Source organism: Streptomyces sp. NBC_00454, from assembly GCF_041434015.1.
Lineage (GTDB): Bacteria > Actinomycetota > Actinomycetes > Streptomycetales > Streptomycetaceae > Streptomyces.
The window spans coordinates 5,253,174-5,276,418 of record NZ_CP107907.1 but is presented as its reverse complement, the minus strand read 5'-3'; the positions used below and the strand labels follow the sequence as shown (position 1 = coordinate 5,276,418).

The following is a 23,245-nucleotide window of genomic DNA, read 5'->3' as shown; positions in this document are numbered from 1 at the left end:
GCGCCGGTTACAGCACCTTGGACAGGAACGCCTTCGTCCGGTCGTGCTGCGGGTTGCCCAGGACCTCGCGCGGGTGGCCGGATTCGACCACCACGCCGCCGTCCATGAAGACGAGGTTGTCGCCGACCTCGCGGGCGAAGCCCATCTCGTGGGTGACCACGATCATGGTCATGCCCGACTCGGCCAGGTCCCGCATGACGTCGAGGACGTCGCCGACGAGCTCCGGGTCGAGCGCCGAGGTGGGCTCGTCGAAGAGCATCAGCTTCGGCTCCATGGCCAGCGCGCGGGCGATGGCCACGCGCTGCTGCTGGCCGCCGGAGAGCTGGGTGGGGTAGTTCCCGGCCTTGTCGCCGAGGCCGACCCGGTCGAGCAGCTTGACGGCGCGCGCCCGCGCGACCGCCTTGCTCTCGCCCTTGACCATGACCGGGGCTTCCATGACGTTCTCGATGGCCGTCATGTGCGGGAACAGGTTGAAGCGCTGGAAGACCATGCCGATGTCCCGGCGCTGAGCCGCGACCTCGCTGTCCTTCAGCTCGTAGAGCTTGTCGCCCTTCTGGCGGTAGCCCACCAGCTGGCCGTCCACCGAGAGCCGACCGGAGTTGATCCGCTCCAGGTGGTTGATGCAGCGCAGGAAGGTCGACTTGCCGGAGCCGGACGGGCCGACCAGGCAGAACACCTCGCGCGGGGCGACTTCGAGGTCGATGCCGCGGAGGATGTGGGCGGCGCCGTACGACTTGTGGACGGCCTCGGCCTTGACCATCGGCTGGGCGGTCACTTCGCCACCTCCGTACGGCGGAACATGTTCAGGTTGGCCTTCAGCCGCTGGAGCGGCGTGGGCGGCAGGGAGCGCAGCGAACCGCGCGCGTAGCGGCGTTCCAGGTAGTACTGGCCGATGCTGAACACGCTGGTCAGGGCCAGGTACCAGATGGAGGCCACGAACAGCATCTCCATGATGGCGCCGGCCGTGGACCCGATGTTCGAGGAGGCGCGCAGCAGCTCCGTGTACTGGACCGCCGACACCAGGGACGAGGTCTTCAGCATGTTGATGAACTCGTTGCCCGACGGCGGGATGATCACGCGCATCGCCTGCGGGAGGATCACCCGGCGCATGGTCTGCGTCTGGGTCATGCCCAGCGCGTGCGAGGCCTCTGCCTGGCCCTCGTCCACGGACTGGATGCCCGCACGCACGATCTCCGCCATGTACGCGCCCTCGTTCAGGCCGAGGCCCAGCAGGGCGACCATGAACGGGGTCATGAGGACGACGGTCTCTTGCTTGTAGATCGGCCCGAGGTCGATGTACTGGAAAATCAGCGAGAGGTTGAACCAGACGAGCAGCTGCACGTAGACCGGGGTGCCGCGGAAGAACCAGATGTAGAGCCAGGCGACGGAGTTCGTCACCGGGTTCTTGGAGAGCCGCATCACCGCGAAGAGGATGCCGAGCGCCAGACCCAGCGCCATGGCCGAGACGCTGATGATCACGGTGTTGCCGAGGCCGCTGATGATGGAGGGGTCGAAGAGCTTGTCTCCGACCGTCTTCCAGATGATGTTGCCCTGCGAGAACGCGTAGACGAGCCAGACCAGCAGTCCGACAACCACCACACCGCTGATCCAGCGGCCGTAGTGCCGGACGGGAATTGCCTTGATGGCCTCGTACGGGGTGCCCGAGGCGACGGGTCCGGCCGGCGGGGTGTCTGCCGGACCCTTGTCGATCTTGTCAGTCACGATGACTGCCCTTCAGTGGAACTCAGGACCGTCGAACGCCGGGCCGCGAGGGCCCGGCCGTTCGCTCGGGTCACTTGCCTGCGTTGACCGTGGCGGCCGTGACCGCGCTGTCCTTGACGTTCCACTTCTCCAGGACCTTGGCGTAGGAGCCGTCCTTGATGATCGCGTCGAGCGCCTGCTTGAGGGCGTCGCGCAGCTGGGTGTTCTCCTTGCTGACGCCGATGCCGAAGAGACCGACGTCGCTCTGCGCGCCGCCGACCTCGAAGTCGTTGCCGCCGCCGGAGGTCTTCGCGATGTACGCGGCGACCGGGAAGTCGTTCAGGTCGGCCACGGCGCCGCCGGCCTTGACGCGGGTCTGGGCCTCGGCGTCGGTGTCGAAGGACTCGATGGTGAGCTTCTTGTCACCGCACTTCGTGGCCTGCGCCTTGAAGGTGTCCTCGTAGATCGTGCCGCGCTGGACGGCGACCGTCTTGCCACACAGGTCGTCCAGGGACTTGATGCCCTCGGGGTTGCCCTTCTTGACGAGGAGCGAGACGCCGGAGGAGAAGTAGTCGACGAAGTCGATCCCCTTGCCGATCTGCTTGCCCGAGTCGTCCAGGCCCTTCTGGCGCTTCTCGTTGTCGGTGACCGAGGACATGATCGCGTCCTGGCGGCCGGTGTAGATCGAGGTGATCAGGCCGTCGAAGGCACCCGCGGTGAACTCGAACTTCACACCGAGCTGCTTGCCGAGCGCCTCGGCGATGTCGGGGTCGACACCGACGATCTTGCCGCCCTCGGTGAACTCCATCGGAGCGTAAGCAGCGTCCGTGCCGACCTTGATGACGCCCGCGTCCTGGATCTTCTTCGGCAGGGCCGAGAAGAGCGGGGCGCTGTTGGTCTTCGAGCTGCCGCCGTCGTTCTTCTTGGTCTGGTCGCCACAGCCGGTGAGGATCAGGGCGCCGGCGACCGCGATGGCGCCGACCGCGGCGATCCGGGACCGGGCGGCGGTCGTACGACGGGTGGTGCTTGCGGTCATGAGCTGATTCCTCCGGCAGTGGGGAAAAACGCGTCCGAGAGCGGTCGGGCACGCACCATCGAGTGTCGCGACCTTGTGTGATTACGGCATCTTGCCATTCGGACTGAGACATTCAGGGTGCCCGTCAGGTCAAAATCGGATAACGGACACCCCCCGGCTCCCAACAGCCCTGCGGATATGGGGCTTCGGGGCCGGATTAAACGCTGTGACCAGGCGTTTCCACCGAAGTTTTTGCGGTGTGTCTCGCCTATCGGACGCCAAGGTTTGGACTTTTCGCCAAAACCGGGGCAAGCAGCCTATGGTCGAGCGGGAATCGACTCGTCTGGGTGAGTGTTCTTCGGGTAGAACAGATCCTTACACCCCTCATCCGGGGCTCAGGGCGCGCGTGCGGCGCGCCCGCGCGTACGAACCTCCCCTTCGCGGAGACGGGCAAACCGTTGACGCGGAGTACGGACGCGGTGCCCGCCCACCCCTTAACAAGGAGTGGTCACCCTCAACGATTCAAAGACTTAAGGGGTCAACACAGTGGCAGCGGAGATCGTCAATCCTCGCAGCGACAGCGTGACGGACAACAACCCGGATGCGGTGTTCGCGCTGCACCGGGGGGGCAAGATGGCCATCGTGGCCACCGTGCCGGTCCACAACAAGGACGACCTGTCCCTGGCGTACACGCCCGGCGTTGCGAAGGTCTGCAGCGCCATTGCCGAGCAGCCCGACCTGGTGAACGAGTACACCTGGAAGTCCAACGTGGTCGCCGTCGTCACCGACGGTACGGCCGTGCTCGGACTCGGTGACATCGGGCCGGAAGCCTCCCTCCCCGTGATGGAGGGCAAGGCCATTCTCTTCAAGCAGTTCGGTGGTGTGGACGCGGTTCCGATCGCGCTCGCCACCAAGGACACGGACGAGATCATCGAGACCGTGATCCGCCTCGCGCCGTCCTTCGGCGGGGTGAACCTGGAGGACATCTCCGCCCCCCGTTGCTTCGAGATCGAGCGGCGCCTCCAGGAAGCCCTGGACATCCCGATCTTCCATGACGACCAGCACGGCACGGCCATCGTGACGCTGGCCGCCATGCGCAACGCCGCGAAGCTCACCGGTCGCACCCTCGGCGACCTGCGCGCCGTGATCTCGGGCTCGGGCGCGGCGGGCATCGCGATCGCCAAGATCCTCGTGGACGCGGGCATCGGCGACGTCTGCGTCACCGACCGCAAGGGCGTCGTCTCCGCCGACCGCTCCGACCTGACGGACGTCAAGGCGGAGATCGCGGGCCTGACGAACAAGACGGGCCAGAGCGGCTCCCTGGAGGACGCCCTCGTGGGCGCCGACGTGTTCATCGGCGTCTCCGGCGGTACGGTCCCCGAGGCCGCGGTGGCGACGATGGCGAAGGACTGTTTCGTCTTCGCCATGGCCAACCCGAACCCGGAGGTCCACCCCGACGTCGCGCACAAGTACGCGGCGGTCGTGGCCACGGGCCGCTCGGACTTCCCGAACCAGATCAACAACGTGCTGGCGTTCCCGGGCATCTTCGCGGGTGCCTTCAAGGTCCGGGCCTCCCGGATCACGGAGAACATGAAGATCGCGGCCGCCGACGCCATCGCCGGTGTCGTCGCGGACAGCGAGCTCACCGCCGAGTACGTGATCCCGTCGCCGTTCGACACGCGCGTCGCCGAGGCCGTCACCGCGGCCGTCGCGGCGGCCGCCAAGGCGGACGGCGTGGCCCGCCTCGTCTGAGCGGTATCGCACTGAGCTGCACGCAGCGGGGCCCGGCCGGAACCATTCCGGCCGGGCCCCGCTGCCGTCATTCCAGCCCCGCCGGCGTTTGAGGCGCGGGTCTGGGCGGAGCCCAGGGAACGGTGGAAGGGCGGGTAGGGGACAGCCCCCGCAGGGCCCAACCCCGCAGCGGGCCCGCGCGGCCGCTGGCCGGGCCGCACCGGGTCCGGATACCCGGGCTCGGGGCCGCAGGCCGCGGCAAGGCCTGGCCCCCCGGGCTACCGGCCGGTAGCGTCGCCGACATGTTCGCTGCCTACGCCGCCCGAATCGACCGTGACCAGCCGCTGAGCGGCCTTGAGCTGGGCGAGCGCCCGGCGCCAGGGAGCCGCCCCGGCTGGGTGACCGTGAACGTCAAGGCCGCCTCCCTCAACCACCACGACCTGTGGTCCCTGCGCGGAGTCGGCCTCTCCGGGGACAAGCTCCCCATGATCCTCGGCTGCGACGCCGCCGGGATCGACCAGGACGGCAACGAGGTCGTCCTGCACTCCGTCATCGGCCAGAGCGGCCACGGGGTCGGCCCCGACGAGCCCCGCTCGATCCTGACCGAGCGCTACCAGGGGACCTTCGCCGAGCAGGTCACCGTCCCCGCCTGGAACGTCCTGCGCAAGCCCCCCGAGCTCTCCTTCGAACAGGCCGCCTGCCTGCCCACCGCCTGGCTCACCGCCTACCGCATGCTCTTCACCAACGCCGGTGTCCGCCCCGGGGATTCGGTACTGGTCCAGGGCGCGGGCGGCGGAGTCGCCACCGCCGCGATCGTGCTGGGCAAGGCCGCCGGCCTACGGGTCTTCGCGACCAGCCGGGACGAGGCCAAGCGCAAGCGTGCCGTCGAGCTGGGCGCGGTCGAGGCCTACGAGCCGGGTGCGCGGCTCCCCCAGCGGGTCGACGCCGTCATCGAGACGGTCGGCGCCGCCACCTGGTCGCACTCGATCAAGTCCCTGCGCCCCGGCGGAACCCTGGTGATCTCGGGCGCCACGAGCGGCGACCGCCCGGCGCACGCGGAGCTGACCCGGATCTTCTTCCTGGAGCTCAAGGTGGTCGGCTCGACGATGGGCTCCAAGGACGAGCTGGAGGACCTGCTGTCCTTCTGCGCGGCGACGGGCGTCCGGCCGGTGATCGACGAGACCCTGCCGCTGGACCGGGCCCGCGAGGGCTTCGCGAAGCTGGAGTCCGGGGACCTGTTCGGCAAGATCGTGCTCACGGTGTAGCCACGGCCCACCACCCATGGCCGTCAATACAGGTTGACACCTCCCGTGCGTCAACCTACATTGACACCCATGACCGAAGCCACCGATCTCGCCGAACGGGCCGGTGACCGTGACCCGCGTGTGGGCCTGCGTGCCGTGGCCGCCCTCCGGAGGCTGCTCGAGCAGCTGGAGGCCGTCCAGGTACGCAGTGCCCGCGCGCAGGGCTGGTCCTGGCAGAACATCGCGGCCGAGCTGGGCGTCAGCCGGCAGGCCGTACACAAGAAGCACGGGAGGCTCTGATGTTCGAACGGTTCACCCACGACGCGCGCGCTGCTGTGACCGGAGCGGTGGCCGAGTGCGGCCGCGCCGGGGCCGCCGCGGTCGCCGAGGAACACCTGCTGCTCTCCCTGATGGCACTGGGCGCGCTGGAACCGGCGGGCGTGGATCCGGCCGCGATCACCGCCGACCTCGCGGCGGCCCGCCGCCGGGGCGGAATGTCCAAGGCCGACGAGGAGGCCCTGGCGGGTCTCGGGATCGACCTCTCGGAGATCGTCTCCCGCATCGAGGAGACGCACGGCGAGGGCGCCCTGGCCGCGCCACAACCCCGCCGGCGGGGCCTGGCGGCCTCGGTCCGCTCGGCGCTGGGCCGCCCGGAGCCGGACCGGCGCCACTTCCCCTTCACCCAGGGCTCGAAGAAGGTCCTGGAGACGTCCCTGCGCATCGCGCTGGGCCACAAGGACCGCCACATCGGCACCCCGCACCTCCTGCTGGCTCTCCTGTCCCGGCCGGGCCCCGTCGCCGAAGTCCTGGCGGACCACGGCGTCACCTATGCCACGACCGAAGCGAACCTGGCGGCCTGACCGACGGACCCCCCGATCTCGCTGCCCCATACAACCATCGGCGCGGCCCGCGAGTCCGGTACAGCGAAAAGAACGTTTTCCAGGGGGTTTTTCTGTGAAGTTGTCCCGGATCGCCGCTGCGGTCACCACCGCTGCTCTGGCTCCGGCCGTCCTCCTGGCATCGCCGGCCTTCGGCGCCGGTCAGGATTCCGCCGCGCCCGCCAATCCGACGGGTCCGACCGCACCCGACCAGGCAGGCCAGGCAGGCCAGGACCAGGCCGAGCAGGACCGCAAGAGCATCCTCGCGATCATCGCCGACCCGATGGCCAGCGAGTACATGAAGGAAGCCGGCCTCAAGGCGATGGCCGACGGCCCCGCGGCCATGCGCCAATTCGTCGAGACCGACCAGTACAGGATCCGCCTCGACGACTACCGGGTGCTGGTCGCCCGGCTCGAACACAGTGCGGGCCCCGGCCTGAAGGAAGCGATCAAGCAGCTCTTCCGGAAGGACCACGCGACCCTGGAGGAGTGGCGCCACTTCTACGAGGTCACCCAGCACGAGCTGCGCGACGAAGACAACAAGGTGGACATCTCCAGGATCATCAACAAGGGCGGGGAGTCCTTGAGGGAAGCGGGCAAGAAGGCCCTCAAGGGCACTCCCGCCGACCGCACCGCATTCCTGGCGACGGGGCAGTACCTCGCACAGGCCTCCGACGACCGCGTCGAGCTGGCCCGGATCGACGAAGCCTGGGACGGCCCCATCCTGAGCGGGGCGATCAGCAAGCTCCTGAACGGCTCCCCGACCCCGGCCGACCTGCGCCACTTCCTCGAGGTGACCCAGTTCGAGCTGCGCGACCAGGACAACCGTGTCGCCATCGCGAAGATCATCGACGGCGGAGGCCCGGAACTGGTCAAGGCCGGCCGCGCCGCGCTGAACGGCACCGCCGCGGACCGCACCGAGTTCCTGAAGACGGGCCAGCACGAGGCGCGCGCCAAGGACGAGAAGAACCAGCAGGAGAACGACAAGAACAAGGACAAGGGCCAGGGCCAGGACAAGGGCCAGCAGGATCAGGGCAACGCCGGCACGGGCACGGCTACCGGTACGGGCACCGGCAACACCGCCGTCACCGCCCAGGGCGGCAGCGGTGCCCCCCTCGCCACCACCGGCGCGGGTGAGTCGGTGCTGATCGCGGGCGGCGCGGGCACCGCCCTCGTCGCCGGTGCGGGCCTCCTGCTCGCCGCGCGGATGCGCCGCGCCGGGTCCGCACGCTGACCCCACCACGCACCAGCCGTCGGGGATCGACCCCGGTCACCACGTCAGGCCCCACCGCATCGTGCGGCGGGGCCTGACTGGCAAGAGGGTCTAGCGCCGCGGGCCGAGGGTGGCGGCGATGCGGGCGGCGGCCTCCGCCAGGTGGCTACGGGCCTGCGCCAGCTGCTCGGCTCCGACCCCGTGGTCCCGGGCCGCGTCGCGGATGTCGTCGCGGAAGCGGTCCAGCAGCCGGTCCAGGTCACGGGCCGGGTCACCGGTCTCGGGCACGTCCCGAGCCCAGTCCGCACCGGCACCGGCAGCCGAAGGCTTCGCGGTGTCCGAAGGCTTCCCGGTGTCCGAAGGATTCGGCGCGCCCGGGGTGGAGCCGCCGAGCCAGGCTCCCGCCAGGGAGCCCAGGACCCCGCCCGACTTCGCGAACTGCTCCTGCAGCTGGCCGGCGATCCGCTGGACCTCCTCGCGGGCCCGGTCCTGCGCCTCCTTGGCCTGGCGGCGGGCCTGTTGGGCCTCCTCGCGGGCCCGGCGGCTCTCGTCCTTCGCCCGGCGCGCCTGTTCCTTCCACTCCGCCTTCGCCTTGCGGAACTCCTCCTTGGCGACCTTCCAGGACTCGTCCTCCACCTGCGCGGCCGACGCGTTGGCCGCGGCCCGCATCTCGCGCCGCAGATCGCCCGCGGCGCCGCTCACGTCGGCGCGGATCTCGGCGGCCAGTTCGGAGACGGAGTCGCGGATCTCCAGCTCCAGGTCCGCCAGTTCACCGCCGCGGTCGGCCAGTTCCGCGCGGCCCGCCTCGGTGATCGAGTACACCTTGCGCCCGCCTTCGCTGGCGTACGTGACCAGGCCCTCGGCCTCCAGCTTCGCGAGGCGCGGGTACACCGTGCCCGCGGAGGGTGCGTAGAGCCCCTGGAAACGCTCCTCCAGCAGCCGGATCACCTCGTACCCGTGGCGCGGGGCCTCGTCGAGCAGCTTGAGGAGGTACAGGCGGAGGCGGCCGTGGGCGAAGACGGGCGGCATGTCAGAGCACCTTCTTGTCGAGCGCGAGGGGAGCGGCCTGGGCGGCCGGGCGCCGCAGCAGCGCGATGGAACCGGAGACGGTGGTGGCGCGCAGGGTGCCGGTTCCGGCGCCCAGGGTGCCGGTGATCCGCTTGGCGCCCAGCTGGCCGGAGACGCGCAGGTCGTCGAAGGCGTTGGAGACGCCTCCGGTCGCGGTGTTGGCCTCGACGCGGGCGTCGGCCGGGTGCGGGAGGCGGATGGCGACCTGCCCGGAGACGGAGGTGAGGGAGATGTCGACGGGGCTCTGCCCGGCCCGGTCCTCGAGGGCCAGGTCGATGAGCATGTCGCCGCTGACCGAGTCGGCCCGTACGTTGCCGCCGGCGCCGTCCACGACGGTCAGGCCGCCGGAGACCGTGTGGAAGCCGAGCTCCCCGGTCACGGACTGGGCCTCGACGCTGCCGGAGACGGTGTTGGCCTTGATCTTGCCGGACAGGCCCACGAGCGTGGCGTCGCCGGAGACCCCGTGGACGTCGGTGTCGCCGCCGATGCCGGAGACGAAGGCGGTGGCTGCGACGGTGGCCAGCTGGACGCGGGTGGCGGCCGGGACCGCGAGGGTCACGATGGCGCTGCGCTCCCAGGCCTTGCGGCCGGTGCCGGAGGAGGACCAGCCCTTCCACGGCTTGCCCTCGAACCACTTCTTGAAGCCCTGGGAGCCGTTCCAGGGGAGGTCCTCGTAGGAAACGGTGAGGATGCCGCCCTCCTGCACCACGTGCAGGGGCGGTCCGTCGACCTCGGCCACCTCCAGGCGGGCCGGGCCCTCATCGGCCGCGACGACGTTGACGGTGCCGCCCACCATGCGGACGCGGACTTCGGCGACCGGCTCCTCGAAGGTGAGCTTCTGCGGTCCGGCTACCGACCACGTCTTCTGCGCTGACTCTTCCATGGTGCTGGTCCTCCTCGGCCTAGGCTCTCCAAGCACGCAACATATCGCGTCTTCTGGCTAACACGATATATCGCGGTTGTGGGAAGTCAAGCACGTCAGGAAGATCCAAAATCATCACTTTGGGGTGATTTGGCTTAGCGTGTGGGCATGCCGATCTCCAAGACCACGGCCGGCGGGATACTGCTCTGCCGCGCCGAACCGCTCGCCGTCCGCCCCGCCGCGCACATGCTCCGCGAACGCCTGCTGCTCGCTCCGGCCGGCGGATGGACCGCGCTGGTCCCCGAGGGCAAGCCCTGGCTGGAGGGCGAGGAATCGGTGGCCGAGGTCCTCTCGGGATGGGGTTCGGCGGTCGCGATGGGAACCAACTGGCCGGTGCTGAGCCTGTGGTGGCAGGACGGGCGGACCGGCTTCGTCCTGTCCTCGGGATTCCGGCGGTCCGCGGCCTACGAGTGGGACGCGGCGGGCCGTCCCCACGGCGGCCCCGACTCCGGCACCGCCGACGCCATGCGGGTGCTGGCGGCGCGGCTCGGCCTGGATCCGGTCCTGGACCTGGAGGAACTGGAACGCCTCACCCGCCCCGACGAGGCGGCCGACGGCCCCGCCCGGCTCCTCGGGGTCATCGCCCTGCTGGCCCGCGCCGGGCTGGCGCTGCCCGCCGGGCTGGCCCCGGGCGAACCGGCCGACCGGCTGCGCGAAGCGGCCCGGGTCGCGCCCGGATCGGAGTCGGTGGAGTGGTCCGGCTGGCGCGACGCGATGCGGGCGGAGCTCGCGGTGGTCGAGGACGGCCCCCTCGGCCGGCTGCTGCGCGGCCCCAAGCTCCGCCTCGCGGGCACGGACCAGCTCACCGCGGGCGCACCCCTGATGCTCTGGGCGGCCCGCCGCCGCGATCCGGGCTGGCTGGCCGCGGGCACCCTCCTGGTCGCCCACGGAGCGGGCGCCCTGGCCTACGACCGCGCCCGCACCCGCCTGCGCGGCCGCCGCTGAGCCGGTCCTCCGGCGGCCGGGAGCGGCAGGTCCGGCGGGACCCATGGGCCCGCCCGGTCCCGGTCTAAGCCGCCAGCAGCGGGCTCGCGTGCCGGTGCAGCCAGGCCCGGTACGGCGGGATCCCGAGGGCCGCTTCGCGGTAGGCCGCGCGGAGGTCCTCGTACACCTCGGCGTGGAACTGCGCGTGCGCCCCCGGCCGGGTCGCGAGGAGGAGGCGTACGGCGAGCGGGTCGCCCGAGAGCGGCCGGATCGCCATGTCCTCGCGCGGCCCGGAGGTGGGCTGGCAGGGGGCGACGGCCTCGCCCGAGACGATGAGCGAGGTGGCCGTGTGGTAGTCGGCGTGCAGCAGCGGCGGGTCGAGGCCGGCGACCGCGAACACCCGGCGCAGGCCGTCCCATTCGCCGTCCACGGAGGGGTCCACGGTCCACCGGTCGGCGGCCAGGTCCCGTAACTCCACCACCGGCCGCGCCGCCGCCGGGTGGTCCCGGGACATGGACACGAACTGCGGCTCCCGCTCCATGAGCACGCGCAGTTCCAGCCCGGCCGGCACCCGCAGCGGGCTGCCCTCCACCTCGTGCACGAACGCCACGTCGAGCTGGCCCGAAGCCGTCATCCGCAGCAGGGCGTTGGCGGAGACGTCGACGACCAGGTCCGTCTCCGTGTCCGGCAGCCGCCGGTGGAGGCGGCGCAGCCAGCCGGGCAGGGCGCGGCTGGCCGTGGAGCCGATCCGCAGCCGCGGCCCCTGGGACAGCGAGCGGGCCTCCGCGACGAGGGCGGCCATTTCGGCGAGGAGCGGCCGGGCCCGGCCGAGTACCGTGCGCCCGAAGGGAGTCGGCCGGCAGCCGGTGCGTTCGCGCAGGAACAGTTCGCCGTCCAGGGCGCGTTCGATGCGCCGCAGCTGGGTCGTCAGCGAGGGCTGGCTCACGCCGAGCTGCCGGGCGGCCTTGTGCAGGCTGCCGGCGTCGGCGATGGCGCACAGGGCGCGCAGGTGCCTGACCTCAAGCTCCATCCCCCGAGAGTAGGCCGGTCGCGGCTGACCGCACCAGCCACCGGTATCCCCCCGAATCCCGCCATTCTCACGGGAGTCGGCCTGTCGAAAACCCCCCGATAGCCCCGCGCTATCGGCCTCTGGCATCATCCGCCGGCCGCTCCCGCTCCCGCAGACTCCGGTACCGAACACCCCCCACCGCACCGGATGAGCAGGAGTCCCCCACATGCGCCACTCCCGCAAGACCGTCATGTCCGCCGCCACTCTCGGCCTCGGCCTGGCCGCCGCCCTCGGCGGTGTCGTCCCCAGCGCGAGCGCCGCCGCCCCGACCGGCAGCCCGGCCACGTACGCCGCGTACGAGCGTTCGCAGGAGAACCAGGCCGCCAACCGCGCCTTCTTCGAGGCGGTCCAGCGCTCGGTGTCCGAGCAGCGGGCCGCGAACCCTGGCCTGCAGGCCGTCACCGTCACCTACAACACCCGCAACGCGCCGAGCTTCCGCAGCCAGATATCCCGTTCCACGCAGATCTGGAACAGCTCGGTGGTCAACGTCAAACTGCAGGAGGTGTCCTCGGGCGGGAACTTCGCCTACTACGAGGGCAGCGACTCGCGCGGTTCGTACGCGAGCACGGACGGCCACGGCCGGGGCTACATCTTCCTCGACTACAGCCAGAACCAGCAGTACAACTCCACCCGCGTGACCGCGCACGAGACCGGCCACGTGCTCGGCCTGCCGGACCACTACTCCGGCCCGTGCAGCGAGCTGATGTCGGGCGGCGGCCCCGGCACCTCCTGCCAGAACACCAGCCCGAACTCCGCCGAGCGCTCGCGCGTCAACCAGCTCTGGGCCAACGGCCTCGTCGGCTCGGGCCTGGACTCGAAGGGCTAACCGCCGGCTGCCGCCCGGGGAGGGTCAGCCCTCCCCGGGTACGTAGGCCGCGCAGTCCGGGTTCCGGCAGGAACCCGGCACCCACTCGGGGATGAAGATCCCGAGCGCCTTGCGCCGTCTGACCACCGTGTCGACGGGGCTTCCGCAGGCCGGGCACGTCTGCTGCTCGTGTCCGGCGTGCGGGGCGACCGTTTCGTGCGCGCGCTGCTGCTGTTCACCGGCCATACCTCCACGGTAGGCCGCTTTCGCGCGTCCGGCGGGTCGTGAGTCCCGCCGGCGCCCGGGGGTCAGCGCTTGACGGCGTACGAGGTGACGACCTGGCCGCCGCCGAGGACGGTGGCGCCGGTCAGCTCCAGCGGGCGGACCCCGAAGCCCGCCCGCGACATCGGCATTCCGGTGCCCGCGAAGACCGGGTAGGTCTTGATCACGTACTCGTCGATCTCGTCGATCAGCTGGGTGGCGAGGTCCGCTCCGCCGCACAGCCAGATCCCGAGCCCGTCCTCGGCCTTCATCTCCCGCACCCGCGCGGCGATGTCCCCGCTGATCAGCCGGACGGCCGGGTCGGGCGTCTCGGCCAGGGAGCGCGAGATCACGTACTGCTCGCGCAGGTGGCCGTAGGGGCTGGTCATGCCGGCCTTGAGTCCCGGCTCGTAGGTTCCCCGGCCCATCAGGACCGCGTCGAACCGCTTGGGCGGGGTGTCGGCGAGGCCGAGGTGGGCGCGCCCCTGGGCCGAGATCGTCTCCGGGTACTCGGCCTTGAGGTGGTCGATGAACTCGGGGTCCAGGTGCGCGTAGAAGAACTCGCCGTCTCCGTCGGGGGCTCCGATGAACCCGTCGACGGTCGTGGCGATGAAGTACGTGAGCTTGCGCAAGCGATTCTCTTCCGTTCGACAGTGCACCCCCATCAGGGCACGTCGATCAAAGTACTTCGCCTGAAGTGGTTACGCAAGGGATTCCTGCGGCTTGCGCCACATCGGCCACATCAGCGGACCGTCCGGCAGCCGCACCGCCGCACCCGTGAACTCCCAGCCGAGCCGCTCGTAGAGCCCCTTGCTCCGCTCGCTGCTCGCCTCCAGGTACGCCGGCACGCCCTCGCGGTCGCACCGCTCCAGCACCGGCGCCATCAGCTGCGTGCCCAGCCCCTCCCCCTGCCGGTCCGGCGCCACCGCGATCATCAGCAGGTACTCGTGCTCCTCGGCCGTCGGGTGCACCTCGCCCGTCAGCCTGCCGACCAGCTCGCACCGCTCGTTGTCCGGATCGGCCGCCGCCCGCATCTTCGCCGGGATCCCGTCCTCGCCCTCCGGCTCGCCGGCCGGGATCCGCAGCCAGAGCGCCGCCGCCGAACCGTCCACCGCGTAGTCGATCCGGCCCTCGGCGAGCGCCACGTCGACGAAGACCCCGAGGAACTTCCCGTGCACCGCCGCCCGGTGCGCGGGGTCCGGGAACACCCAGCTGCTCACCGGGTCCTCGCGGAACGCCTCGTCCAGCAGCCGCGCCACCGCATCGCGGTCCGACCGATCCGCCCGACGTATCTCCAGCACCACGGGACCAACCCCTCACTCGCGTTTCAACGTCCGCCAGTGATCCTAGAGTTGGGCCGAGAAACCCGGAAAGCCCCGTTCCGGCACCATGAGATGCCGGAACAGGGCTTGCGCCTTCCCCCGGGAGGCCTACGGGGCGTGCGCGCCGGCCGGGATCACGGGGCCCGCCGGGGCTCCGCGTTCACCGGTCACAGGGTCCGCCGGGTCACGAACTCCGCGAGCGCCAGCAGCCCGCCCGCCGCCCCGAGGTCGGGAACCGCCCGCGACAGCTGCTGCACCGCCCGCCCCATCCGGTCGGCGGCATGGGCCTGCGCCCAGTCCCGCCCGCCGGCCCGCTCCACCGCGTCGGCGGCCCTGCGCACGTCGTCCCCGGTCATGGGACCCGCGTACAGCGCGGCCAGTTCCTCCCCCGCCGCGGTGCCCGAGGTGAGGGCGGCCACGACCGGGAGGGACTTCTTGCGGGCCAGCAGATCGGCTCCCGCGGGCTTCCCGGTGTGGCCGGGGTCCCCCCAGATGCCGATCAGGTCGTCGATGAGCTGGAAGGCCAGCCCGGCCTCCCGCCCGAAGGCGTCCATGGCGTCGACCTCGTCCGGCCCGGCCCCCGCGTACAGGGCGCCGAGCGCGCACGCGCAGCCCAGTAGGGCCCCGGTCTTGGCCATGGCCATGGTCAGGCACGCGTCGAGCGGGACGTGGGACTGCCGCTCGAAGGCGCAGTCGGCCTGCTGTCCCGCGCACAGCTCGACCACGCAGGCCGCGAGCCGGGAGGAGGCCCGCGCCGAGGCCGGGTGCGGGTCCTCGGCGAGCAGCCGCAGTGCGAGCGCCATCATGGCGTCGCCCGTGATGATCGCGTCCGGTATCCCGAAGACGGTCCAGGCGGTGGCGCGGCCGCGCCGCCGGACGTCCTTGTCGATGACGTCGTCGTGCAGGAGCGTGAAGTTGTGCGCCAGTTCCACGGCCACCGCGGCCCGCACCGGCGCCGCGACCCCCGCCACCTCCCCCGCCCGGCCCCCCGCGCCGTGCAGGGCCTGGGCCGAGGCGAGCACCAGGGCGGGCCGGATCGCCTTGCCGGCGTTGCCCGTGGCCGGGGTGCCGTCCTCCTGCTCCCAGCCGAAGTGGTACATCGCCACGCGCCGCATCGAGCCCGGCAGGCTCTCGACGGTGCGGCGCAGTTCCGGATTGACCGTTTCTCTTGTCCGTTCGAGCAGGAAGGCGGCTTCCTGTCCCTCGCCGGTGGTGATCGCCTCGGTGGCCGACACGGTCAGCGCCAGCGCGCGATCTCGACGTTCTCCAGGACGCCGAGCGCGTCCGGGACCAGCACCGCGGCGGAGAAGTAGGTGGTGACCAGGTACGAGATGATCGCCTGCTCGCTGATCCCCATGAACCGCACGGAGGTGCTCGCCTCGATCTCGTCCGGGATCCCGGGCTGGTGCAGGCCGATCACCCCGGACTCGTCCTCGCCGGTGCGCATGCACAGGATGGACGTCGTACGGGCGTCGCTGATCGGGATCTTGTTGGACGGGAAGATCGGCACCCCGCGCCAGGTCGGCACCCGGTGTCCGCCGATGTCGATCGACTCCGGGTACAGGCCGCGCTTGTTGCACTCACGGCCGAAGGCGGCGATGGCCTTGGGGTGCGCGAGGAACATCTTGGAACCGCGCCGCATGGAGAGCAGCTGGTCCATGTCGTCGGGGCTGGGCGCGCCGTCGTGCGGCTGGATGCGCTGGTCGTAGTCGGCGTTGTGCAGCAGGCCGAAGTCGCGGTTGTTGAGCATCTCGTGCTCCTGGCGCTCGCGCAGCGCCTCGACCGTGAGCCGCAACTGCTGCTCGGTCTGGTTCATCGGCTGGTTGTACAGGTCGGCGACACGGGTGTGCACGCGCAGGACCGTTTGTGCAATGGAGAGTTCGTACTCGCGCGGGCGGGCCTCGTAGTCCACGAAGGTGCCGGGGAGCACGGCCTCGCCGACGTGGCCGGCGGAGAGGTCGATCGCGGCCTCGCCGTACTTGTTGGTGCGCTGCTCGGGCAGGGACCGTACGGAGTCCACGTGCGCGCGCAGCGATTCGACCCGGTCGGCGAGGAGCTGGAAGTCCTGGCGGGAGAGGACGAGCGCGGTGCCGGCGGTGGCGGCGCGGGCGGTGTACTCCCAGATGGACTCCTCGTCGACGAGGGAGTCCTCGCCGAAGAAGGCGCCGTCGGCCACGGTCTGCAGGACGGCGTCGTCCCCGTAGGGGCCGGTGCCGATCTGGTCGATGCGTCCGTGGGCGAGCAGGAACACCTTGTCGGCGGGGCTGCCGAAGGAGGTGAGCTCCTGGCCGGCCTCGAAGTCGATCTGGTGGCAGCGCGCGGCGAGTTCGGTGAGGACGTCGAGGTCCTCGTAGTCGCGCAGGAGCGGCAGCTCACCGAGCTCGGCCGGGATCACCTGCACCTGTGTGCCGGTCTTGATGAATTCCACGATGCCGTTGCCGACCGAGTAGCTCAGGCGGCGGTTGACCCGGTACGTGCCGCCCTGGACGGACACCCACGGCAGCATCTTCAGGAGCCACCTGGAGGTGATCTCCTGCATCTGCGGTGCGGACTTGGTCGTGGTTGCCAAGTTCCGTGCTGCCGATGTCCCAAGACTGCGCTGCGGTGCCTGGGCCTCGGATTCGGAACCTGCCTGGACCGACATGTATTTCCCTTTCGATCACTCCATGGATCTGCGGGACGGAAGCCTTCCAGTACGGACCGTGGTGAGACCATTACACAAAAGGGTGGGACTACTCCGTCCGTGGCTGGGCACTCTCTAGAGTTCAACTCCCCACCAGGAGGCCCTCGCACCCCACCCGTTTCAGCCACACCTGGCGGCGGCCGGGGTTTAAATTTGCATAGAGGATGCAAGTTTTCTACGGTGGACCCATGCGGCTGACCCGATTCACCGACCTGGCCCTGCGCGTCCTGATGCGCCTGGCCGTCGAGGAGACGGACCTCCCCACGACCCGCGAGGTCGCGGCGACCATGGAGGTCCCCTACACCCACACGGCCAAAGTGGTCGCCAAGCTGCAGCACCTCGGCCTGGTCGAGGCCCGGCGCGGCCGGGGCGGCGGCCTCGGCCTGACCGCCGCCGGACGCACGGCTTCGGTGGGCGGACTGATCCGCGAACTGGAGGGCGCCGGCGACGTCGTCGACTGCGACGGCACCGTCCCGTGCCCGCTGCGCGGCGCCTGCGTCCTGCGCGGCGCGCTGCGCAGGGCCCAGGAGGCCTTCTTCGCCTCACTGGACCCGCTGACGGTGAACGACCTGGTCGCGGCGCCGACGGGGCCGCTCCTGCTCGGCATTTCGGGCGGATCGACCGGGGCCGCAAGGCCCTGACGACGGGGGCCGAATGGCCGATTCGCACCGACGGCCGGCCCCCATAGCCTGAACCCGACAGGGCTCTCGAACACAAGTCCGCACCACGGTGGACCCTGTGCGCCTGTTTTCAAAAATAAGCATTTCATATGCCGATTTAGAAGATCGCCTTGAAGATCCACCCCTACGCGAGGAGTCACCGATGCTTTCCGAGAAGTCGACCGCGACCGTACGAGCCACCCTGCCCGCCGTCGGCGCGGCGATCGGCGACATCACGGAGCTCTTCTACGGGAAGCTCTTCGCGGCCCACCCCGAACTGATCCGCGACCTCTTCAACCGCGGCAACCAGAACGCCGGACTCCAGAAGCAGGCCCTCGCCGGCTCCATAGCCGCCTTCGCCACCCACCTGGTCGACCACCCGGACGCCCGCCCCGACGTGATGCTCAGCCGCATCGCCCACAAGCACGCCTCCCTCGGCGTCACCCGCGAGCAGTACCCGGTGGTCCACAAGTACCTCTTCGAGGCCATCGCGGAGATCCTCGGAGACGCCGTCACCCCAGAGGTGGCCGAGGCCTGGGACGAGGTCTACTGGCTGATGGCGAACGCCCTCATCACCATCGAGGAGCGCCTCTACGCCGAGCAGCAGGTCCTCGCCGGTGACGTCTGGCGCGAGTGGACCGTGGCCGCCCGCGTCGAGGAGACCACGGACTGCACCACCTTCCACCTCACCCCCGCCGACGGCGCCCCCGCGCCCGGCTTCAAGCCCGGCCAGTACGTCTCCGTCCAGGTCGAACTGGCCGACGGCGCCCGCCAGATCCGCCAGTACAGCCTCTCCAGCGCCCCCGGCTCCCCGGTCCGCTCCCTCACCGTCAAGCGCGTCCACGGCCCGGCCGCCGCGGGCCCCGACGGCGAGGTCTCCAACCACCTGCACGCCCGGGTCCGCACCGGCGACACCCTGCGCGTCTCCACCCCCTACGGCGACCTGGTCCTCCAGGACTCCACCGCGCCGGTGATCCTCGCCTCGGCCGGCATCGGCTGCACCCCGATGCTCTCGATGCTCGAACACCTCGCCGACACCGGCCACACCGCCCCCGTCACCGTCCTGCACGCCGACCGCTCCCCCGCCGACCACGCCCAGCGCACCGACCACCGGGCCCTGACCCACAAGCTCCCCGACGCCGCGGCGCACTTCTGGTACGAGGAGGCCGCCGAGCCCGGCGACCGCGAAGGCCTGCTCGACCTGACGGAGATCCCGGTCGCCCCGGACACCAAGGCCTACCTCTGCGGGCCGCTCCCCTTCATGCGGGCCGCGCGCCAGCAGCTGATCGCCAAGGGCGTGGCGCCCGCGGACATCCACTACGAGGTCTTCGGCCCCGACCTGTGGCTCGCCTCGGCGTAACCCCTGCCCGCCCCCGGCGCCCGCCCTGCGCGCCCTTGCGGCGGAACAGTCGCCTCCACTAGACCGTTGAGTGACCGATCACTCACACAGAGTCAAGGAGGCGGCCATGTCCGCACCCATGTCCGCGGACCGGTTCATCGGCGTCCTGCGGGGCGAGGGCCTCACTGTCGTCGAGGTCGGCGCGTGGCGCACCCACAACCGCAACCACAAGGGACCCTGGGGCCCGGTGAACGGGGTGATGATCCACCACACCGTCACCCACGGGACCGCGTACACCGTCCAGCTCTGCCGCGACGGCGACGAGGCCCTCCCCGGCCCGCTCTGCCACGGGGTCATCACCAAGGACGGCCGGGTCCACCTGGTCGGCTACGGCCGCGCCAACCACGCGGGCGCGGGCGACTCCGACGTACTGGCGGCGGTCATCGCGGAGAAGCGCCTGCCCCCGGACCACCATGCGAACACCGACGGCAACCGCCACTTCTACGGCTTCGAGTGCGAGAACCTCGGCGACGGCGAGGACCCCTGGCCGGCGGTCCAGCTCGACGCGATCGCCCGCGCGGCGGCCGCCCTGTGCCGGTTCCACGGCGGGACCGCCCGCTCGGTGATCGGCCACCTGGAGTGGCAGCCGGGCAAGATCGACCCCAAGGGCTTCACGATGGACTCGATGCGCGCCCGGATCGAGGAGCGCCTCAAGTAGCGGATGGCATGAGAATGGCCTGGTGAACGAGGTTCCCGATCCGCCCGACCCCTCCGAGACGTCCGACCCCTCCGAGGCGTCCGAGGCCGCCGCGGTGCTGCGCCCCCGTCCCCCGTCCCCGCTGGTCGAAGCACCGGACGGGCGGTTCGCCGCGCACGGCGTACGGCTCCTGCTCAAGCGGGACGACCTGGTCCATCCGGAGCTGCCCGAGAGTAAACCCACTGGTGTTTGCGGGCCTGACCAGCAGAAATAATCGGTTTGGCCCGTGATCACCCCAACCTAGGGTGACTCTCATGGGCATACCGACCGACCCGGCCAAGTTGTGTGACCTCTACCTGCGCCGCAGCACCTTGCAGGACAACAAGGACACCTTGAAGGCGCACGAACGCGACCTCAGGGACCGGGCGCAGCGCGAAGGACTGACCGTCCGGGAGGTCTGGACGGATGAGGTCTCGGCGTTCAAGGCCGGCGTGACGCGCGAGAAGTTCGACAAAGCCATTGCCGCTGTGGTCGCAGGGGAGGTCCGTCACCTCCTGGTGTGGAAGCTGGACCGCCTAAGCCGTCGGGGCATGCGGCAGGTGGGCGACGTGCTCGACACCTTCGAGAGCCGCGACGCCCGGCTGGTCGCGCACATGGACGGGTTGGACAGCTCCGTGCCGCAGCACCGTGGGCTGTTCGCGTGGCTGGCCGAACAGGCACGCGCCGAGTCGTACAACACGAGCGTCCGTACTCGGACTACGAAGGCGGAGAAGAAGCGCCAAGGTGCGTGGCCAGGCGGACAGCCGCCCCTGGCCTGCGGGTCCGGAAGGGCCGCACGACCACCGAGCACCACCCCAAGGAGTACGGCACAGCCCGCCGCATCGCCGACCTCCTGGTGTCCGGGGAGTCCGCGAGCGCGATTGCAGAGAAGCTGAACGCAGACGGTCTCACCACCCGCCGGGGCGGCAAGTGGCGCTCTTCCACAATCACGCAACTCGCCCACTCCCCCGCGTGGGCCGGCCTGATGCCCACGCACGACCGGTACACGGACGCCCAGGGCCGGGAACGGTGGCGTGCAACGCAGGAACCCATGTTCGGCGAGAACGGACAGCCCGTGAGCGTCGGGGAGGGTGTCATCACGGTCGGCGAGCGGGCGCGCATTCAGGCAGCGCTGAGGCTCCGCACATCTGAGTCCATGGCCAACGGACGCCGGGGAAAGCCTGCCGCTCAGTCGCTGCTTTCCGGACTCCTCAAGTGCGGTCGCTGCGGCGGCAACATGGTCAAGGGCGGCCCCTCGTACCGCTGCTACCGGCGGATCAACATGGGCAAGACCGCCTGCCAGGGCATGTCCGTGTTGGTGGATGCTGCGGACGACGCAATGACGCACGTCTTCATTTCACGCGTCTCCACCCTGCCGGACGACGACGATCTCCTGGTGGATCTAGCCATCCGCTGGTTGGCCGTGGAGGACCCGGAGAAGGACGTGCGCCGCACGGAGCTGACGCTCGCGATAGACGACGCTCAGGCACGGCTGGACAACCTGGACGAAGCGCACTTCGTGCACGGGCGCTTCAAGGGCCCGAAGGGTCAGCAGCGCTACGACCAACTACGCGACGCGATCGCTCGCCAGTTGGATGCCCTTCAAGGGGAACTGGCCGAACTGACCCGCGCCATCGACATCACGGTCCTGCGGGACGGCGAGATGTTGCACCAAGCGTGGATGGCAGCAGACCAAGAGCGCGCCCGGATGCTACTACGCGTCGTACTCCACTCCGTGGCGCTTCTCCCGTCCCGTGGCCAGGGCTGCAAGGACCCGGTTCCGACCCGGCTCAGGTTCCACTGGGTGGGCGAGGACCCTCAGCGCGTGGAGTCCCACCACCGGTCGCTGGGCCTCACCTGAGCGTCGCTATGGCCCGCCCCTGGACTTTCCTCGGTAGCGGACCGTTCGCCTGCTGGCGCTCTCGGGCCGGGCCGCTCACGCGGTCGGTCAAGCCTTCCTCGAGCGACGACATCCGGGAAGACTGCACCCCTACAGCACCCGCGTCTCATACGTGACGCGGAAGGCTGAGCATGACTGGGCACACTCACTGAACGTCAGCCGGTCCCGCCTGGAATGGAGCAGCATTTGGAAACCTCAGACTGGATTGCTCTGGGTAGCGCGGTCACCGCTACCGCAGCCCTCATATACACCCGAACACAGGCCCGTGCCGCCAAGAAGGCAAACACCACTGCGGAAGAAGCCAACGTCATCGCCCGAGACGCCAACAGGGTATCCCTGGAGGCGAGTGAGACTGCAAAACAAGCCTTGGATCTGGCCCGCACACAATTTGACGCCGAGCAACAGGCCCGACACGAGGCGGACGGCCCGACGTTTCAGATCGAGTCTGCGGTGAAGGAATACTCCGGCGAGTGGTTCGCCAACATCCGCGTACAGCAGGTGGGCGGCACCGCGCTGAAGATCGCGAACGTCACTGTGTCCGGCGCAGACGTCCGAGGAATCCAGCGCGGGCGATATGGCGACGACTGGGTAGAACAGCCTGTCGAGTGGAAGATCCCTGCTCCAGGAACCGCCCTAGAGCTGTACGTCGAGCTAGAACACGAGCACCTAGACCCCGTGAACATGCGAATCGGTTTGGAGTGCCGCGCAACCGATGGCCGTACATGGAACAGAGAACTCACAGCGCAGCCTGTTGCACCCCCGCCGCAGAGTAGGGACGGCCGACGCGGACGTATCTAGGCGTTGCTCAGATGCTGACCTTGCCCTTCACTTTAGGTCCCAGCAAGCCAGTGGGCTGGCAATCCCTGGATTCTGCCTCTGGCCCAAAGAGTCACGGTCGGCACCAAAGGCACATTGGTGCCGACCGTTACGCGCTACGCCCTGCCAGCGGCAAGGGTGACGGTATGACGCACAGTCCCGGCCACCTCTCATATAGAGACGTTTCTGTTGCTATGCATGGATCAGAATTAATCGTCATTCCGTCACTTCGTCACCCTTACAGCCCTCGGCCTGGACCTGACCACGCCGGCCCGAGTCGGCTGGTGCCAGCCTGCGGGACAAGCCGAGTCGACGCCGATCACGCTCGATCCGCAGGACGATGACTCGGACCTGGTCACCGACTTGGACAACTTGCTCTGGGGTCTCGACTGGTTCGAGAGCCAGCTCATCGAGATGGACAAGCCCCTCCACACCCTCTGCGACGCACACGAAGGCGCCGAAGGGCACGAGCTTGGTGACTATTCCGTCCACCTGCACGCCCTCACGCGCACTATCAGCGAACTGCTGGAACGGGTCCGGCTCCAGAGCGCGCAACGAGAGTCTGGCCTCACCGTTCCATGAGTCGAAGTACAGGAACTCGCAGGTGATCCGCTGCCCGATCTCGACAACCTCCGCGACGGACTCGAACCTCCGCCATGACAAGTCGGGGATGGCAATGAAACCGACACCCGGATAGACGGGATGCGGCGGCCCCTCGTCCAGCGCGACAAACACCCCGAACTGCCGAACGTCCGCCACAGTTCCGGAGAGTCTCTCACCAGAGCTGAGGGACTTCAGGTACGCCCAGAGTTCGGGCTCCTCTGGCACGCCACCCACATGGGAGGAGTTGGCGATGCCGTTCATGCCTTGATCGGGTAGCGGCCGGTTCACGACGGTCAGCCTCTCACGGCAGCCGTACCGAAAACGATGGTTTATGAGACGGTCGCGCCGACGTCCCC

General features: G+C 70.0%; 25 protein-coding genes and 2 pseudogenes. 15 read left to right on the top strand and 12 right to left on the bottom strand.

The window, feature by feature from the left end; translation table 11 throughout:
• Nucleotides 1–7 precede the first annotated feature (7 nt).
• From OHU74_RS24535 to OHU74_RS24525, 3 genes are all read right to left on the bottom strand, one after another.
• Nucleotides 8–760, bottom strand: coding sequence for an amino acid ABC transporter ATP-binding protein (locus tag OHU74_RS24535; protein ID WP_371619794.1), 753 nt, complete (start codon nt 758–760; stop codon nt 8–10).
• An 11-nt stretch (nt 761–771) separates the two neighbouring features.
• Nucleotides 772–1,722, bottom strand: coding sequence for an amino acid ABC transporter permease (locus OHU74_RS24530; protein WP_371617883.1), 951 nt, complete (start codon nt 1,720–1,722; stop codon nt 772–774).
• Between the two features lie 70 nt (nt 1,723–1,792).
• Nucleotides 1,793–2,737 (bottom strand): ABC transporter substrate-binding protein, encoded by a 945-nt coding sequence (locus OHU74_RS24525; RefSeq protein WP_371617882.1) that lies wholly within the window; start codon nt 2,735–2,737, stop codon nt 1,793–1,795.
• 525 nt (nt 2,738–3,262) lie between these two features.
• Between OHU74_RS24525 and OHU74_RS24520 the strand changes: the two genes are divergently transcribed.
• The 5 genes from OHU74_RS24520 (at nt 3,263) to OHU74_RS24500 (ending at nt 7,803) form a co-directional block, all read left to right on the top strand.
• On the top strand, nt 3,263–4,468 hold the full coding sequence (locus OHU74_RS24520; protein ID WP_371617881.1) for an NADP-dependent malic enzyme: 1,206 nt from the start codon (nt 3,263–3,265) through the stop codon (nt 4,466–4,468).
• Nucleotides 4,469–4,749: 281 nt separating this feature from the next.
• Nucleotides 4,750–5,712, top strand: a complete 963-nt coding sequence (locus OHU74_RS24515; RefSeq protein WP_330298535.1) for a zinc-binding dehydrogenase — start codon at nt 4,750–4,752, stop codon at nt 5,710–5,712.
• Between the two features lie 69 nt (nt 5,713–5,781).
• Nucleotides 5,782–5,991, top strand: coding sequence for a helix-turn-helix domain-containing protein (locus tag OHU74_RS24510; RefSeq protein ID WP_371617880.1), 210 nt, complete (start codon nt 5,782–5,784; stop codon nt 5,989–5,991).
• Nucleotides 5,991–6,551, top strand: a complete 561-nt coding sequence (locus OHU74_RS24505) for a Clp protease N-terminal domain-containing protein (RefSeq protein WP_371617879.1) — start codon at nt 5,991–5,993, stop codon at nt 6,549–6,551. The genes OHU74_RS24510 and OHU74_RS24505 overlap by 1 nt, the downstream gene beginning before the upstream one ends.
• A 94-nt stretch (nt 6,552–6,645) precedes the next feature.
• Nucleotides 6,646–7,803 carry an ALF repeat-containing protein gene (locus OHU74_RS24500; protein WP_371617878.1) on the top strand — a complete coding sequence of 386 codons (1,158 nt, stop codon included), beginning with the start codon at nt 6,646–6,648 and terminating at the stop codon, nt 7,801–7,803.
• Between the two features lie 90 nt (nt 7,804–7,893).
• Here OHU74_RS24500 and OHU74_RS24495 read toward each other — a convergent pair whose 3' ends face one another.
• Both OHU74_RS24495 and OHU74_RS24490 read right to left on the bottom strand, forming a co-directional pair.
• Nucleotides 7,894–8,811 (bottom strand): helix-turn-helix transcriptional regulator, encoded by a 918-nt coding sequence (locus OHU74_RS24495; RefSeq protein WP_371617877.1) that lies wholly within the window; start codon nt 8,809–8,811, stop codon nt 7,894–7,896.
• A gap of 1 nt (nt 8,812) precedes the next feature.
• Nucleotides 8,813–9,733 (bottom strand): DUF4097 domain-containing protein, encoded by a 921-nt coding sequence (locus tag OHU74_RS24490; RefSeq protein WP_371617876.1) that lies wholly within the window; start codon nt 9,731–9,733, stop codon nt 8,813–8,815.
• Nucleotides 9,734–9,880: 147 nt separating this feature from the next.
• Here OHU74_RS24490 and OHU74_RS24485 point away from each other — a divergent pair, with 147 nt between their 5' ends.
• The gene (locus OHU74_RS24485; RefSeq protein ID WP_371617875.1) at nt 9,881–10,717 is read left to right on the top strand and encodes a hypothetical protein; all 837 of its coding nucleotides are present in this window, start codon (nt 9,881–9,883) and stop codon (nt 10,715–10,717) included.
• Nucleotides 10,718–10,781: 64 nt separating this feature from the next.
• Here the strand turns inward: OHU74_RS24485 and OHU74_RS24480 are convergent, their stop codons facing one another.
• Entirely contained in the window at nt 10,782–11,726 is a 945-nt protein-coding gene (locus OHU74_RS24480; protein ID WP_330298530.1) for a LysR family transcriptional regulator, read from the bottom strand.
• A gap of 205 nt (nt 11,727–11,931) precedes the next feature.
• Here OHU74_RS24480 and snpA point away from each other — a divergent pair, with 205 nt between their 5' ends.
• On the top strand, nt 11,932–12,591 hold the full coding sequence (gene snpA / locus OHU74_RS24475) for a snapalysin (protein ID WP_371617874.1): 660 nt from the start codon (nt 11,932–11,934) through the stop codon (nt 12,589–12,591).
• Nucleotides 12,592–12,615: 24 nt separating this feature from the next.
• On the opposite strand, the gene OHU74_RS24470 is transcribed toward snpA, so the two are convergent.
• The 5 genes from OHU74_RS24470 to OHU74_RS24450 form a co-directional block, all read right to left on the bottom strand.
• The gene (locus OHU74_RS24470) at nt 12,616–12,816 is read right to left on the bottom strand and encodes a hypothetical protein (protein ID WP_371617873.1); all 201 of its coding nucleotides are present in this window, start codon (nt 12,814–12,816) and stop codon (nt 12,616–12,618) included.
• Nucleotides 12,817–12,878: 62 nt separating this feature from the next.
• Nucleotides 12,879–13,463, bottom strand: coding sequence for a dihydrofolate reductase family protein (locus tag OHU74_RS24465; RefSeq protein ID WP_371617872.1), 585 nt, complete (start codon nt 13,461–13,463; stop codon nt 12,879–12,881).
• A 69-nt stretch (nt 13,464–13,532) separates the two neighbouring features.
• A complete protein-coding gene (locus OHU74_RS24460) occupies nt 13,533–14,135 on the bottom strand; it encodes a GNAT family N-acetyltransferase (protein WP_371617871.1) in 603 nt (200 codons plus the stop codon).
• A 185-nt stretch (nt 14,136–14,320) separates the two neighbouring features.
• The gene (locus OHU74_RS24455) at nt 14,321–15,388 is read right to left on the bottom strand and encodes a family 2 encapsulin nanocompartment cargo protein polyprenyl transferase (RefSeq protein ID WP_371617870.1); all 1,068 of its coding nucleotides are present in this window, start codon (nt 15,386–15,388) and stop codon (nt 14,321–14,323) included.
• Between the two features lie 2 nt (nt 15,389–15,390).
• Entirely contained in the window at nt 15,391–16,797 is a 1,407-nt protein-coding gene (locus OHU74_RS24450) for a family 2B encapsulin nanocompartment shell protein (RefSeq protein ID WP_330298525.1), read from the bottom strand.
• Between the two features lie 227 nt (nt 16,798–17,024).
• On the opposite strand from OHU74_RS24450, the gene OHU74_RS24445 reads away from it, so the two are divergent.
• The 8 genes and pseudogenes from OHU74_RS24445 to OHU74_RS24410 all read left to right on the top strand — a co-directional run bounded on the left by OHU74_RS24445 (nt 17,025) and on the right by OHU74_RS24410 (nt 22,268).
• A complete protein-coding gene (locus OHU74_RS24445; protein WP_371617869.1) occupies nt 17,025–17,477 on the top strand; it encodes an Rrf2 family transcriptional regulator in 453 nt (150 codons plus the stop codon).
• Nucleotides 17,478–17,658: 181 nt separating this feature from the next.
• Nucleotides 17,659–18,855, top strand: a complete 1,197-nt coding sequence (locus tag OHU74_RS24440) for a globin domain-containing protein (protein ID WP_371617868.1) — start codon at nt 17,659–17,661, stop codon at nt 18,853–18,855.
• Nucleotides 18,856–18,961: 106 nt separating this feature from the next.
• Nucleotides 18,962–19,552 carry an N-acetylmuramoyl-L-alanine amidase gene (locus OHU74_RS24435; protein WP_371617867.1) on the top strand — a complete coding sequence of 197 codons (591 nt, stop codon included), beginning with the start codon at nt 18,962–18,964 and terminating at the stop codon, nt 19,550–19,552.
• A gap of 94 nt (nt 19,553–19,646) precedes the next feature.
• Nucleotides 19,647–19,769, top strand: a pseudogene (locus tag OHU74_RS24430) (1-aminocyclopropane-1-carboxylate deaminase); the annotation flags it as partial.
• Nucleotides 19,770–19,845: 76 nt separating this feature from the next.
• Nucleotides 19,846–20,466 carry a recombinase family protein gene (locus tag OHU74_RS24425; protein ID WP_371617866.1) on the top strand — a complete coding sequence of 207 codons (621 nt, stop codon included), beginning with the start codon at nt 19,846–19,848 and terminating at the stop codon, nt 20,464–20,466.
• Nucleotides 20,427–20,546 (top strand): annotated as a pseudogene (locus OHU74_RS24420) (recombinase family protein); the annotation flags it as partial. The gene OHU74_RS24425 and the pseudogene OHU74_RS24420, both read left to right, overlap by 40 nt.
• Before the next feature lie 75 nt (nt 20,547–20,621).
• Nucleotides 20,622–21,431: a zinc ribbon domain-containing protein gene (locus tag OHU74_RS24415; RefSeq protein ID WP_371619793.1), complete on the top strand. Its 810-nt coding sequence runs from the start codon at nt 20,622–20,624 to the stop codon at nt 21,429–21,431.
• Between the two features lie 225 nt (nt 21,432–21,656).
• Complete coding sequence (locus tag OHU74_RS24410) at nt 21,657–22,268, top strand: hypothetical protein (RefSeq protein ID WP_371617865.1); 612 nt, start codon at nt 21,657–21,659, stop codon at nt 22,266–22,268.
• 234 nt (nt 22,269–22,502) lie between these two features.
• Here the strand turns inward: OHU74_RS24410 and OHU74_RS24405 are convergent, their stop codons facing one another.
• Nucleotides 22,503–23,150, bottom strand: a complete 648-nt coding sequence (locus OHU74_RS24405) for a S1 RNA-binding domain-containing protein (RefSeq protein ID WP_371617864.1) — start codon at nt 23,148–23,150, stop codon at nt 22,503–22,505.
• Nucleotides 23,151–23,245: the final 95 nt, after the last annotated feature.

What these genes read in the sequence shown, in the direction of transcription:
- OHU74_RS24490 (WP_371617876.1), bottom strand. Translation starts at nt 9,733, where the DNA reads ATGGAAGAGTCAGCGCAGAAGACGTGGTCGGTAGCCGGACCGCAGAAG.
- OHU74_RS24515 (WP_330298535.1), top strand. Translation starts at nt 4,750, where the DNA reads ATGTTCGCTGCCTACGCCGCCCGAATCGACCGTGACCAGCCGCTGAGC.
- OHU74_RS24480 (WP_330298530.1), bottom strand. Translation starts at nt 11,726, where the DNA reads ATGGAGCTTGAGGTCAGGCACCTGCGCGCCCTGTGCGCCATCGCCGAC.
- OHU74_RS24495 (WP_371617877.1), bottom strand. Translation starts at nt 8,811, where the DNA reads ATGCCGCCCGTCTTCGCCCACGGCCGCCTCCGCCTGTACCTCCTCAAG.
- OHU74_RS24485 (WP_371617875.1), top strand. Translation starts at nt 9,881, where the DNA reads ATGCCGATCTCCAAGACCACGGCCGGCGGGATACTGCTCTGCCGCGCC.
- OHU74_RS24445 (WP_371617869.1), top strand. Translation starts at nt 17,025, where the DNA reads ATGCGGCTGACCCGATTCACCGACCTGGCCCTGCGCGTCCTGATGCGC.
- OHU74_RS24505 (WP_371617879.1), top strand. Translation starts at nt 5,991, where the DNA reads ATGTTCGAACGGTTCACCCACGACGCGCGCGCTGCTGTGACCGGAGCG.
- snpA (WP_371617874.1), top strand. Translation starts at nt 11,932, where the DNA reads ATGCGCCACTCCCGCAAGACCGTCATGTCCGCCGCCACTCTCGGCCTC.
- OHU74_RS24470 (WP_371617873.1), bottom strand. Translation starts at nt 12,816, where the DNA reads ATGGCCGGTGAACAGCAGCAGCGCGCGCACGAAACGGTCGCCCCGCAC.
- OHU74_RS24525 (WP_371617882.1), bottom strand. Translation starts at nt 2,737, where the DNA reads ATGACCGCAAGCACCACCCGTCGTACGACCGCCGCCCGGTCCCGGATC.
- OHU74_RS24435 (WP_371617867.1), top strand. Translation starts at nt 18,962, where the DNA reads ATGTCCGCACCCATGTCCGCGGACCGGTTCATCGGCGTCCTGCGGGGC.
- OHU74_RS24415 (WP_371619793.1), top strand. Translation starts at nt 20,622, where the DNA reads ATGTTCGGCGAGAACGGACAGCCCGTGAGCGTCGGGGAGGGTGTCATC.
- OHU74_RS24510 (WP_371617880.1), top strand. Translation starts at nt 5,782, where the DNA reads ATGACCGAAGCCACCGATCTCGCCGAACGGGCCGGTGACCGTGACCCG.
- OHU74_RS24425 (WP_371617866.1), top strand. Translation starts at nt 19,846, where the DNA reads ATGGGCATACCGACCGACCCGGCCAAGTTGTGTGACCTCTACCTGCGC.
- OHU74_RS24405 (WP_371617864.1), bottom strand. Translation starts at nt 23,150, where the DNA reads ATGAACGGCATCGCCAACTCCTCCCATGTGGGTGGCGTGCCAGAGGAG.
- OHU74_RS24440 (WP_371617868.1), top strand. Translation starts at nt 17,659, where the DNA reads ATGCTTTCCGAGAAGTCGACCGCGACCGTACGAGCCACCCTGCCCGCC.
- OHU74_RS24450 (WP_330298525.1), bottom strand. Translation starts at nt 16,797, where the DNA reads ATGTCGGTCCAGGCAGGTTCCGAATCCGAGGCCCAGGCACCGCAGCGC.
- OHU74_RS24535 (WP_371619794.1), bottom strand. Translation starts at nt 760, where the DNA reads ATGGTCAAGGCCGAGGCCGTCCACAAGTCGTACGGCGCCGCCCACATC.